We start from the raw sequence: 13,022 nt of genomic DNA on the forward strand, positions 1-13,022 counted from the left end.
AGGTTCCAAATTAGGGCTACGTATACGACGGTGGCGGATACATCAGCAAGCGGGGGAAGTTGCCGATCGTGTAACGTACGTAAGCTTGTGCTGATTCCCAACTTCTAACGATTGCCAGCGGTGCTATTCCCCCAAAAACACGGCTAAATAAACCCTAACGGTTGTGACAGACGTTATCGGGCGCATTGAAGCTGATTTGCACAGAAAGTCTTGGAATAAGCCTCCTGACACGCGTTAGCGATATAAAGTAGACATTTTAAGCCAAATAAGCATCTATACAAGCGTTAGCTGCAAGGTGCTTTAGCTCTAGGTTGATTTTCGCAAGCAGGGCTACAATGGCTTGCATCTGCGATCTGCAATCCTATAAGTTCCGGGATTTTTGATTTTCTCGACATTCTGAGGTACACCACGTCTACCACAAGAGTCTCGCCGGCAGGAAATCATTGCGAAGAGGTGCACCAGGTGCACTACATCGGTCTTGCCGATAGAACCCTCTTCGAAAGAAGGTTCAATTGGCAACCCGTACACGATATCAAGCCTGCCGGCCAGCCCGTCGGCCAATTAGGCGTCCCTATTTCCCCGCGCTCAATGGCAGCTGCACGAGGAACGTCGTCGACTCCCGCGGCACGCTTCTCGCGCTGATCCGCCCTTTATGCTGCTCCACGATCGACTTGGCGATCGCGAGTCCGAGGCCGTAGCCGCCTTTCTTGCGGGAGCGGGACGCATCGATGCGGTAGAAGCGGTCGAAGATCCGCTCCAGATGCTCCGCCGCGATGCCTTCGCCGGTGTTGGTGACGGCGAGTTGAACGTCGTGATGGCGCCTGCTCATCTTGAGCGCGATGGAGCCCTCCGCATTAGCGTATTTGACGGCATTGTCCAAGAGAATCATGACGACCTGCTTGATTTGCTCGCTGCTGCCGCGGACGGTAAGGCCCGGTTCGATCTCGTAGCTGAGCGAGATCTGCTTCTCGAAGATGACGGCTTCCATCGTCAGAATGACGCTTTCGACCGCTTCGCTGGCATCGAACGGGGCGTAGATCATGCGCTCCCGCGAGTCGTCCATCTCGGTCAAGTACAACAGGTCGCCGGTCAGCGTCTTCATGCGCTCCGTCTCGGACTTGATATGATGCAGCCATTTGGCCTGCTCGCGGATCGGATCGTCGCTGTTGGCGAGCAGCACGTCCGCATGGGTATTGATGACGGCCAGCGGCGTCTTCAATTCATGCGAAGCGTCGGCGATGAACCGTTTCTGCTTGTCGAAGGCATCCTTGACGGGCGCGATCGACCGATTCGCGAAGTACCGGCTCGTGAAGAAAATAACGATGAGCATCGCCAGCCCCACGGCCAGGAACGTATAGACGAGATTTCGCAAAATCGTCTGCTGTGCCGTCACGTCCAGATAGACGATGTCGTGGCCGGATCCGTTGTTCAGCACCAAGTACGCCCAGCGATTGCCTTCGAGGGTGAAGCGTCCGATGTCCGACCTGCCGGCGGCGGCTTTCTTCGCGGCCAGCGCATAGAAGTCCGCGTCCATGTCGAACCGCGAGATCGTTGCCTTGATCGTCCAATCGCCGTCCGTCTGCAGCAAGAACGATACGGATCGATCCGGCAGCGGGCTGCCGCTGCCGGATCCGTTCATGGGAGGGGGACTCCCGTCGCCGCCGGGACTCGGCATGCCGCCCCGGCCGCCACCCCCGCCGCCCTTGTGGTTGTCGCCGGGACCGCCGCCGCCCTGTTTGTGGTAGAACTCCGCGACGCCGTGCAGCTCCATGTCGGTATCGCTGCGCACGTTCTGATAGGTGATCGTGTAGATGGCCGCGAACGCCACGAGCATCATGCAGGAGATGATGACCATGTTCAAGATCATGAAGCGGTTCCGAAGCCTGCTGAACATCAGTCGGTCGCCTCCAATACATAGCCGACGCCGCGAATCGTATTGATACGGACGGAGGCGTGCAGGAACGTCAGCTTTTTCCGCAAGAACGAAATATACACTTCCACGTTATTATGCTCCACTTCCGTATCGAATCCCCACAGCTTCTCGATGATTTGTTCCTTCGACGTCACCGCGCTTTTACGGGTCATCATCAGCTCCAGCAGCTCGCTTTCTTTGAGGATCAGCTTGAGCTCCTTGCCGCCGCAGGCCAGCTTCAGCGTCGACGTATTCAGTTCGATATCCCCGAACTTCAGCGTGTCGTCAGGCATCACTTCCCCTTTGCGTCTCAGGGCCGCCCGAATTCTCGCGAGCAGCTCGCCCGTCGAGAACGGCTTGGCGACATAGTCGTCCGCGCCATGGTCGAGCCCCGTGATTTTGTCGTCGGTTTCTCCTTTGGCGGTCAGCAGAATCACCGGCGTCGCGACGCCTTGCGCCCGCAGCGCCTTCAAGACGGAGATTCCGTCCAGCTCGGGCAGCATGATGTCGAGCAGCAGCAAATCATAGATGCCGCTTAGTGCGTAATCGAGACCGGATTGGCCGTCATGCGCGACGTCGACCGAGTAATGATGTTTCTTTAGGATTTGGGTCAGCGCTTCCGCCAAATGCACCTCGTCCTCTACGATTAACAGTCTCATGCGCCTGTTCCCCTTTGCGTCCTATATCGTGTAGCGGATTACACGCTTCATTATAGGCACCGAACCTTTAACGAACCTTTAATTCAATTTAATCGCTGCCGGGCCGGGGCGCAAATAATAATTCGGACGCCTTTACAAACATTTAAGATTCGTTAAAGGTTCGGGTTCTAAGATACAGTCATGGAACGGCGGGCGGCGCCGGCACGAAAGGAGCGAAAGCCTGCATGGCGATCGAAGTATTCAATCGTTACGAGAATAAATACCTGATGGACACGAACGCCTTTCATCATATTTATAACCGGCTGCTGGCCAGCATGGTGCCTGACGAGTACAACAGGGACGACGAATTTTATGCCATTAGCAATCTCTATTATGATACGGAGCATGATTCCTTGATCCGCGCCAGCCTGGCCAAGCCGAAGTATCGGGAGAAGCTGCGCATTCGGGCGTACGGTATCCCGGAGCATGACGCGAAAGTGTACCTGGAGCTGAAGAAGAAGGTATTCGGCCTGGTGAACAAGCGAAGAACGGCGCTCAAGCTGCACGAAGCGTATGATTTTGTCGGGTCGGGCATCGCGCCGGAATTCAGAACGGGCATGAACAAGCAGGTCATCCAAGAACTCGGCTATTTCCTATCGCGTTACGAGCTGAAGCCGAAGCTCTATCTGGCATATGACCGAATCGCGCTCTTCAGTAAGGAGAACCGGGATCTGCGCATCACGTTCGATACGAATATCCGGTCGAGGCGGTACGAGGTCAAGCTCGAGAACGGCGATTACGGGGAGCAGCTGATGGAGCCGGGGCAATGGCTGATGGAAGTAAAGGCCGAGAAAACCGTCCCGGTCTGGCTGTCCCGGCTGCTGTCGGAGCTCGGCATGTTTCGGACGAGCTTCTCCAAGTACGGCAACGAATACAAACGATTGAAGCGGAACGAAAGGAACGGCATCCTCGCTGCCGGGACTGAAAACAGCGAAAGGGAGAGCGTACTTATATGATCGATTCTATCCTGACGACGGCGGCGGAGGGCCAGGCGCTCACGTTCACCGATGCTTTATTGACCATTGTCGTATCCATTGCGCTGGGAGCGCTGATCAGCTGGACGTACATGCGGACGCAGGCGACCTATACGCAAAATTTCGCGCTCACGATGATCGTGCTGCCCGCGATCGTCGCCATCATCATTCTGCTGATCGGCAGCAACATCGCGAGAGCGTTCAGCTTGGCAGGGGCCTTCTCCATCATCCGGTTCCGCAGCGCGCCGGGCGACCCGAAGGATATCGCGTTCGTCCTGTTCACGATGGCGGCCGGTCTGGCCTGCGGCGTCGGCTCGCTCGACTACGGCATTTTGTTCACGATCGTGCTCTGCGGGCTGATGTTCGTGCTGCGCGCCATGAATTTCGGGGGTAAGCGGGCAGCGCAGAAGCTGCTCAAGGTGACGATCCCGGAGAATCTGGGCTATGAAGAAGCGTTTGACGAGGTGTTCAACCAATTCGGCATCGCCTACGAGCTTCGCAAGGTGAGAACGACGGAGCTAGGCAGCCTGTACGAAGTGGTCTATGCGGTAACGATCGACGAACGCACGAACCAGAAGGATTTTCTCGACGCCATCCGCTGCAGGAACGGCAATTTGGATATTACTTTAACGATGAGTCCCGCGACGGCTGAGTATTAACTGACATACTTGTGCGTGTTTAGGGTGGTATGTATTTAATCGTTTGAGTTTTTTATATGGTTAAGCAAAGACGGCCCAGCGCAGCACCGGCAATTGCAGGCGAGAGTGACTTTGGCGCAAAGCACCGCGGGAACGATCGCCGAGATAGGCGGTACGAAGCGGGGAGCTTATTTAACAATCCGAGAGGAATGATGAATGATGAACCATTCGCATACGGCGAAGAAATTAAGCGCTCTTCTATTATGCGCCGTTCTATTATCCGCATGCAGCGATAACGGCACTCCGACGACCGATGCCAATTCGGGGACGGCCAATGCGGCCGCCGAGACCGCGCAGTCCGGCACGGCTGCATCGACGCCCGTGACGCTGGCGAGCCTCAATCTAGCGGAGGTAGTCGAGTATAAAGATAACGACGCGTATGCGGACTGGACGACGGGAGAATCGACGAAAATTCAGTTGAACGGCTCCGGGGCGGTTATCGGCGGTTCCGGGGCGGCTGCGAAGGACGGCACGATCGCGATAACGGCGGCCGGTACCTACGTGGTGAGCGGAACGCTGGATAACGGCCAGATTGCCGTCGACGTGAAGGACAAAGGCACGGTGCGCCTCGTGCTGAACGGGGCGGAGATTCATAGCAGCACGACATCCGCGATATACGTTGCCGAAGCGGGCAAGTTGGTCCTCTCCCTGCAGGAGGGAACCGAGAACGCGGTGTCGGACGGCACCGAATACGTCTATCCGGATACGTCTACGGACGAGCCGAATGCGGCGATCTTCAGCAAGGACGATCTGACGGTCAACGGCAGCGGGAAGCTGGTCGTTCAAGGCAATTACAATAACGGCATCGCGAGCAAGGATAAGCTGAAAATCACGGGCGGCCAGCTGGAGGTTCATGCCGTGGACGATGCCGTCATGGGACGCGATCTGGTTGCCGTGCAAGCAGGCGAATTCAAGATCGAAGCCGGCGGACACGGCATCAAATCGACGAACGACGCCGAGGGAGAAGAAGGCGTGATCGCCATCGGAGGCGGAGACTTCAACATCACGTCGGGTGAAGACGCCCTGCATAGCAGCGGCGGTCTTCTCATCAGCGGCGGGAATGTCCAGATCAACGCTGGGGATGACGGCGTACATGCGGAGATCGGGCTTGCGATAACGGGCGGCACGGTCAATGTCGCGGAGAGCAATGAGGGACTCGAAGCCCCTTCCATCCTCATCGCGGACGGCACGATCAGCGTCGTTGGCAGCGACGACGGCGTGAATGCCGCCTCGGGCAGCAGCGAGACGGCAGGCGAGGACGGTCCTGGCGGAGGCGGCGGAGGCGGATTCGGAAGCGGAGGATTCGACGGCAATCTGCCGGATGGCATGGCGCAAGACGGCGACACGGCGGACGCCTCGAAAGGCTCGGCGTTCGGCGGTAAATCGACCGGGAGCGCGCTGAATGATGCATCCGGGAGCGGAGCTGCCGACGGAGCGGACAACGGAGCTGCGCCAGACGGGACTGACGCCGGAATCCCGCCCGGCGGTTTCGAAGGCGGCACGCCTCCTGACGGCGAACCGCCGGGCGCGCCTCCGGAAGGCGGGGCCCCGGGCGGCATGCCGGGCAGCGGCGGCAGCAGCATGCTGACGATCGCCGGCGGAACGTTGACCGTCAATGCGCAAGGCGACGGGCTTGACGCGAACGGTTCGATCTCGATGTCCGGCGGTACCGTCATCGTTAATGGGCCGACGATGAACGGCAACGGCGCGTTGGATTACGACGGCAGCTTCGTGATGACGGGCGGCATCCTCGTCGCCGCCGGAAGCTCCGGCATGGTGCAGGCCACGTCCGATCAATCGACCCAATCGGGCATTCTGATGACGTACTCGAAGGCGCAGCAAGCAGGTAAGCTCGTTCATTTGCAGGACAGCGCGGGCAGCGACATGCTTACCTTCGCGCCGCTCAAGGATTACCAGGCTGTATTCGTCAGCTCGCCGAAGCTGAAGACCAACGCCTCGTATCTCCTCTATTCGGGAGGCAAGTCGAGCGGTACCGCGGCGAACGGCCTCTATGAGGGCGGGGTCTACGAAGGCGGGACGAAGGTCGTGGCGTTCAAAGCAGCCGCGCTCGTCACGTGGGTGAACGAATCGGGCGTTACCGAAGCGCGGAGCGGCACGGGCGGTCCAGGCGGAGGCGGCGGATTCGGCGGACGTGGCGGAGGCGGCGGAGGCGGTGTAAGAGGTCAACGGCAAGGCGGTAGCGGGACAACGACCCCGACCGACGGGGGAACGTCGTAAGAGAAGGATTCAACTAAGAAACCGGCAGCAGGGCGTCAAGCACCTGCTGCCGGTTTCTTTATTTAATAGGCGGGTGTCACGGTCCGCGAGGCGGGAATAGGATATCACAGGTGACATCTTGGTAACGGAGGAACAGCTTATGAACGATGCTAGGCAAGTGCCCGTAACATATGGGCAGCAGCGCGGCTTTCCGGGCGCCGGCGCCTTGGGCGGCATGCTCGGGGGAACCGCTCTGGGCAGCTTGATGGGAGGCGGCGGCTACCCCAAAGGCGGTCTCATGGGCAGCATGCTGGGTGGCGGATCCAAAGGAGGCTTGCTCGGCACCATGCTCGGCGGCGGGGACGCGAAGGGCGGATTAATAGGCAGTATGTTAAAAGGCGGCTTTCCGGGAGGAGGCTTCTCCGGTAAAAAATTCCCCGGAGGAGGCTTCCCAGGTGGAGGTTTCCACGGAGGCGGCTTTTCGGGAGGCGGTTTCCCAGGAGGGGGCTTCCCCGGAGGCGGCTTTCCTGGAGGAGGATTTCCGGGTGGAGGTTTTCCTGGAGGAGGCTTCCCCGGAGGGGGCTTTCCCGGAGGAGGTTTCCCGGGAGGAGGCTTCCCGGGAGGAGGCTTCCCAGGAGGGGGCTTCCCGGGAGGAGGCTTCCCCGGAGGTGGCTTCCCTGGTGGTGGCTTCCCCGGAGGCGGCTTTCCTGGAAGCGGCTTTCCTGGAGGAGGCTTCCCCGGAGGCGGCTTTCCAGGAGGAGGCTTCCCCGGAGGAGGCTTCCCCGGAGGAGGTTTCCCAGGTAGCTTTCTCCCCGGAAGAGCCTCCCAAGAAGCAGCAGGCTGAGCGTATGCAGCGAGTGAATATCGACAACAAAAGGTCCGCCATATGCATATGGCGGACCTTCCGGCTTATCCAAAAATTCTGGCTCACGCCTAACGGTCGTCAGCGTCGTTATTCCTCGAAAAATACAGCTGCATAACCGCTAACGGTTATGGGTAGCGTTATTTGGCGCATAGAGGCCGCTTAACACGGAGAAGTCTCTCCGTAAGCCTCCTGACAACCGTTAGCGATTTAAAATGGCCATTTTGAACGGAATAGCGCTCCGTATAATCGTTAGGAAAAATGTCACTCGGTTGATTTTCGCAAGCATGACGAAAATGGGCGGCACTGGAAATCAGCAGGCCAATAAACGTTCGGAAACTTCCGCCGCAAGCTGAACTCTCGTAACATGCAGCTGTTTCGCTGCAGCCCGAAAAGTCCAAAGGTCGAAGCCATATCCATATGGCTTCGACCTTTCATGGGGAATTTATGCATCTCGAAAGCAACTTTTCTAGTCCATCTGACCTCTAGTCTAGAGCGCCGCAAGTATGCCTTCCGAGCAGCTTTCAGTTGACCCGGCCTCCAGGTAGCGGAAGTGGTGCTAACTGCGGCTAGGACAACTCCCGCTGCTCGAACAACCGCGCGATCTCGATGATGACCTCTGTCGCTTTCCGCATCGTATCGAGGGAGACGTACTCGAATTTGCCGTGGAAATTCTCGCCGCCGGCGAAGATGTTCGGCGTCGGCAAACCCATGTAAGACAGCTGGGAACCGTCCGTGCCGCCGCGGATGGGCGCTACGATCGGCGCGATGCCGAGATTCGTCATCGCTTCGTGCGCGATATCGACGATGTATTTGACCGGCTCGATCTTCTCGCCCATGTTGTAATACTGGTCCTTCAGCTCGAGCACGATGCGATCTTCCCCATACGTTTGGCGGAACTCTTCCACGATTGCCGTGATGGTCGCCTTGCGGTGCGCGAAGATCTCCCGGTCATGGTCGCGGATGATGTAGACGAGCTTCGTCTGCTCCGTGTTCCCCTGGATGGAGATCAGATGATAGAATCCCTCGTATTCCTCGGTAAACTCCGGCGCTTCGCCTGCGGGCAGGCGGTGATGCAGCGCCATGGCGATTTTGGAGGAATGGATCATTTTGTTCTTGGCGGTGCCGGGATGAACGTTCACGCCCTTCACCGTCACGACCGCCTGGGCGGCGTTGAAGCTCTCGTACTGCAGCTCGCCGAGCGGTCCGCCGTCCATCGTGTAGGCGTAGTCCGCGCCGAAGGCCGGGACGTCGAACTTATGCGCGCCGCGGCCGATTTCCTCGTCCGGCGTGAATGCGACGCGGATGCGCCCGTGCTTGATCTCGGGATGTTTCACGAGATAGGCCATGGCGGTCACGATCTCCGTGATGCCCGCTTTGTCGTCGGCGCCGAGCAGCGTCGTGCCGTCCGTCGTAACGAGCGTATGTCCCTTGTAGCCGGACAGCTCCGGAAACTTGCGGGGCGAGAGCACGATGCCGAGCTCGCGGTTCAGCTCGATATCTCCGCCGTCGTAGTTCTCGACGACCTGGCGCTTGACGCCGTCCCCGGTGAAATCCGTCGCGGTATCCATATGCGAGATGAAGCCGATCGTCGGCACGCGATCACGCTCCGTGTTGGCGGGCAGCGTCGCCATGACGTAACCGTTCTCGTCCAAGGTGACCTCCGTCAGGCCGATCTCGCGCAGCTCGCGCTCCAGCAGGCGGGCCAAGGTCCATTGTCCTTCCGTGGAAGGGCAGGTATCGCTTTCGTCGTCCGATTGCGTGTTGATCTCTATGTAGGAGGTAAATCGCTTCAGCAATTCTTCTTTCATCGGGTCCATCGGGGCACGCTCCTTCGCGCTATAATTTCCAACTATTCATTCCTATCGTACCACAAGTTATAATGGGATGTATAAGAGCGGCGCAGGGGCGTTTTTCCAGGAGGGGGCCTGGAGAATATGGCATGACACCCTACAGCGGCCGCTCGTGACGCGCCATCGTACCGACTATTCTATCTGGCAAGGGAGTCCTGTAATTGAATTACTTGAGGCCTTATTTTCGCCGCTTCGGCAAACCCTTCTTGGCGGCGATCCTGTTCCTGACGCTTGAAGCGATGTGCGATCTTCTCCAGCCGACGCTGATGTCGCGCATCATCGACGTGGGGGTCCAGAACAAGGACTTGGACTACGTCGTCCGCTTCGGCGGGTACATGCTGCTCGTTACGGCATTCGGCGCCGCCGCGGCAACCGCGCGCAATATCATCTCGAGCCATGTGTCGCTTAACTTCGGCACGAGGCTGCGCTCGGATTTGTTTCGCCAGATCCAGACGCTGGGCGCCAGCAGCATCGACAAGTTCGACCGTGCTTCGCTCGTTACCCGTCTCACGAACGACGTGACGCAGATGCAGAACTTCACGAACGGACTCATGCGTATTTTCGTCAAATCGCCGCTCGTCTGCATCGGCAGCCTGATCATGGCCGTTCGGCTCAATCCGCCGCTGTCCCTGGTGCTGGCCGTCGTCGTGCCGATGGTAGCCGTGCTGATCGTCGTCAACATGCGCGTCGGCTTCCCGCTCTTCGGCAGGGTGCAGAAGGCGCTCGACCGCTTGAACGGCGTATCGCGGGAATACCTCTCGGGGGTTCGCGTCGTCAAGGCCTTCAATCGTTTCCCGTACGAGTCCGGCAAATTCGCCGGCGTGAACGATTCCTACCAAGAGATATCGTCGCGCGCCATGCGGATGATGTCGATCTTCGGCCCCGGCATCATGCTGACGGTCAACTTCGGCATCGCGGCCGTCATTTGGATCGGCGGGCAGCGGGTCGATAGCGGCCATATGCAGGTCGGGCATATTATCGCATTCATCAATTATATGACGCAGATTCTGTTCTCGCTGCTCATGATTTCCAACGTCTTCACCATGTTCGTTCGGGCCAAGGCTTCTTCGGATCGCATCGGCGAAGTGTTCGCCGAGCACGATGCCATGACATGGAGCGAGAGGGAGCCGGAGGTGCCGGAGGTGCCGGGGAGCATTGCGTTCAACAACGTATCGTTCGCCTACAACGGGACGGAATCCGTGCTGCGCGGCATCACGCTCGAATGCCGGCCTGGCGAGACGATCGGCATCATCGGATCCACGGGCTCGGGCAAAAGCACGCTCGTCAGCCTGATCCCGCGGTTCTACGACTCGGACTCGGGCAGCGTGACCGTAGACGGCACGGATGTCCGGGAAGTCGATCCGAAGCGGCTGCGGGAGCGGATTGCGATCGTGCCGCAGCAAACGGTGCTGTTCACCGGAACGATTCGGGACAATCTCCTCTGGGGCAAGGAAGACGCCACCGAGGAAGAGATGCGGCATGCGGCCAAGATGGCGCAGGCCGAGGATTTCATCGAAGCCTGTCCGGAAGGCTACGAGACGAAGCTCGGGCAGGGCGGCGTGAATCTGTCGGGCGGCCAGAAGCAGCGGCTCTCGATCGCGCGGGCACTCGTGCGGCAGCCATCGATCTTGATCCTGGACGACTGCACGAGCGCGGTCGATGCCGCGACGGAGTCGCGCATCAAGGCGGCGCTGCGCGAGTATGCCGAAGGGCTGACCTGCCTGCTGATCGCCCAGCGCATCACGTCCGTGATGGACGCCGAGCGGATCGTCGTGCTCGATAACGGCGAGATCGTCGGGTCGGGGACCCATGACGAGCTGCTGCGGGACTGCCGCGCGTATCAGGAAATCTACCGGTCGCAGACCGGCAAGGAGGCGAAGGCCAATGTCTGAGCGCGACGCGAATGCAGCGAATAAGGCAGGGCGTTCATCCGCCGGAGCGGCGGATGCGCCCGCGCCGCCGCCGATGAACATGCCGGGCCGGGGCGGGCCCATGGGACGCGGCGGGCCTGCAGCCAAGCCGAAGAATTTGAAGGCTACGCTCCTGCGGCTATGGTCGTATTTCGGCGGCGAGCGCAAGCTGCTGACGTTCATCTTCCTCATCGTGCTGGTCGATTCGATCATCATGCTCGCAGCGCCTTACCTGATCGGCGTGTCGATCGACGCCATGACGAAGGATGGCGGCAGCGTCGATTTCGGCTCGCTTCAGATCGCCTTGATCGCGCTCGTCGTTTCCTATATTGCCGACGGCGGCTTGACGTTCATGCAGGGCTGGCTGATGGCGGGAACGTCGCAGCGTATCGTCGGCCGGCTGCGGGCGGCGCTGTTCGAGAAGCTGCATCGGCTGCCGGTCCGCTTCTTCGACTCGCGGACGCACGGCGACCTCATGAGCCGGATGTCCAACGACATCGATAACGTAAGCAACACGGTCGCGCAGTCGGCGGCGCAAGTGATGACGGGTTCGATCTCGATCGTGGGCGCGCTCGTGATGATGCTGATTCTCAGCCCGGTGTTGACCTTGGCGAGCCTGATTACGGTACCAGCCGTCTACTGGCTTGCCCGGGCGATCGCGCGCTCGACGGCCCCGCTCTTCAAACAGCAGCAGAGCAAGCTCGGCAAGCTGAACGGCCACGTCGAAGAAACCATCTCCGGCATTCAGATCGTCAAAGCGTTCAACCGCGAGGAGAAAGCGATCGCCGAATTCGACGCCGTCAACGCCGAGCTGTGCGAGGTCGGCATCAAGGCGCAGATCCGTTCCGGGTTCCTGATGCCGATCATGAACGTCATTAACAACCTCGGCTTCGCGGCCGTAGCCATCGTCGGCGGTCTGCTGGCGGTTAACGGCCATATTACGGTCGGCGTCATCGCGAGCTTCCTCAGTTATTCCCGGCAGTTCGTAAGGCCGCTCATCGACCTGGCGAATCTGTTCAACGTGCTGCAATCCGGCGTGGCCGGCGCGGAGCGGGTGTTCGAGGTGCTCGACGAGCAGGAAGAACCGGACGATCCGCCGGGCGCGGCGTCGCTTGTCAATCCGCGCGGCCGCGTCGTCTTCGATCACGTGTCGTTCGGTTATCGGGCGGATGTACCGATACTGAGCGACGTCAGCTTCGATTCGGCGGAAGGCACGATGACGGCCTTGATCGGCCCCACCGGAGCGGGCAAGACGACGATCGTCAACCTGCTGACGCGGTTCTACGACGTGACGGCCGGTTCGATTACGATCGATGGCCGCGATATCCGAAGCTACACGAAGGACAGCCTGCGCCAGGCGTTCGGCATCGTGCTGCAGGATACCTATCTGTTCGCCGGCACGATCCGCGACAACATCAAGTACGGCAAGCCGGACGCCACGGACGAGGAAGTGGAGCGCGCGGCCGCGCTCGCGAACGCCGCTTCCTTCATCCGGCGGCTGCCGCTGCGGTACGATACCGCGCTTGCCGAGAACGGCAGCAACCTGAGCCAGGGGCAGCGGCAGCTGCTCGCCATCGCGCGGGTGATCCTGGCCGATCCGTCCATTCTCATCCTCGACGAGGCGACGAGCAGCATCGATACCCGGACCGAGCTCCATATCCAGGACGCGCTGAAGGGCGTGCTTCGCGGCCGCACGAGCTTCGTCATCGCCCATCGCCTGAATACGATCCGGGATGCCGACACGATCATGGTGATCGACAAGGGCAGCATCGTGGAGCGCGGCTCGCATGAAGAGCTGATGGCCCGCAGGGGCGTGTACTACGAGATGTTTACGAACCAATTCGGAGCGGTGCTGAGCGGATAACGCAGCGAGAATCGTAGGTGGAGCAGGCACGGCA

At 59.7% G+C, this 13,022-nt stretch carries 9 protein-coding genes; 5 read left to right on the plus strand and 4 right to left on the minus strand.

Annotated elements, in window-relative coordinates; translation table 11 throughout:
• Positions 1-571 precede the first annotated feature (571 nt).
• Together GT003_RS25590 and GT003_RS25595 are read right to left on the minus strand one after the other, a co-directional pair.
• The gene (locus GT003_RS25590) at positions 572-1,894 is read right to left on the minus strand and encodes a sensor histidine kinase (protein ID WP_161703326.1); all 1,323 of its coding nucleotides are present in this window, start codon (positions 1,892-1,894) and stop codon (positions 572-574) included.
• The gene (locus tag GT003_RS25595; RefSeq protein WP_161703328.1) at positions 1,894-2,571 is read right to left on the minus strand and encodes a response regulator transcription factor; all 678 of its coding nucleotides are present in this window, start codon (positions 2,569-2,571) and stop codon (positions 1,894-1,896) included. Before GT003_RS25595 ends, GT003_RS25590 begins: the two co-directional genes overlap by 1 nt.
• A 224-nt stretch (positions 2,572-2,795) precedes the next feature.
• Between GT003_RS25595 and GT003_RS25600 the strand changes: the two genes are divergently transcribed.
• From GT003_RS25600 to GT003_RS32920, 3 genes are all read left to right on the plus strand, one after another.
• Complete coding sequence (locus GT003_RS25600; RefSeq protein WP_161703330.1) at positions 2,796-3,566, plus strand: polyphosphate polymerase domain-containing protein; 771 nt, start codon at positions 2,796-2,798, stop codon at positions 3,564-3,566.
• Positions 3,563-4,243, plus strand: a complete 681-nt coding sequence (locus tag GT003_RS25605) for a DUF4956 domain-containing protein (protein WP_161703332.1) — start codon at positions 3,563-3,565, stop codon at positions 4,241-4,243. Before GT003_RS25600 ends, GT003_RS25605 begins: the two co-directional genes overlap by 4 nt.
• A gap of 198 nt (positions 4,244-4,441) precedes the next feature.
• Positions 4,442-6,520 carry a carbohydrate-binding domain-containing protein gene (locus GT003_RS32920; RefSeq protein ID WP_161703380.1) on the plus strand — a complete coding sequence of 693 codons (2,079 nt, stop codon included), beginning with the start codon at positions 4,442-4,444 and terminating at the stop codon, positions 6,518-6,520.
• A 275-nt stretch (positions 6,521-6,795) separates the two neighbouring features.
• Here GT003_RS32920 and GT003_RS33180 read toward each other — a convergent pair whose 3' ends face one another.
• Together GT003_RS33180 and pepT are read right to left on the minus strand one after the other, a co-directional pair.
• Positions 6,796-7,416, minus strand: a complete 621-nt coding sequence (locus GT003_RS33180) for a pentapeptide repeat-containing protein (RefSeq protein ID WP_420831481.1) — start codon at positions 7,414-7,416, stop codon at positions 6,796-6,798.
• Between the two features lie 514 nt (positions 7,417-7,930).
• Positions 7,931-9,172 carry a peptidase T gene (gene pepT / locus GT003_RS25620; protein ID WP_161703382.1) on the minus strand — a complete coding sequence of 414 codons (1,242 nt, stop codon included), beginning with the start codon at positions 9,170-9,172 and terminating at the stop codon, positions 7,931-7,933.
• 203 nt (positions 9,173-9,375) lie between these two features.
• On the opposite strand from pepT, the gene GT003_RS25625 reads away from it, so the two are divergent.
• Entirely contained in the window at positions 9,376-11,106 is a 1,731-nt protein-coding gene (locus tag GT003_RS25625; RefSeq protein WP_161703336.1) for an ABC transporter ATP-binding protein, read from the plus strand.
• 73 nt (positions 11,107-11,179) lie between these two features.
• A complete protein-coding gene (locus tag GT003_RS25630; RefSeq protein WP_161703384.1) occupies positions 11,180-12,988 on the plus strand; it encodes an ABC transporter ATP-binding protein in 1,809 nt (602 codons plus the stop codon).
• Positions 12,989-13,022 lie beyond the last annotated feature (34 nt).

This window comes from Paenibacillus sacheonensis, from assembly GCF_009909195.1.
Taxonomy (GTDB): Bacteria; Bacillota; Bacilli; order Paenibacillales; family Paenibacillaceae; genus Paenibacillus_Z; species Paenibacillus_Z sacheonensis.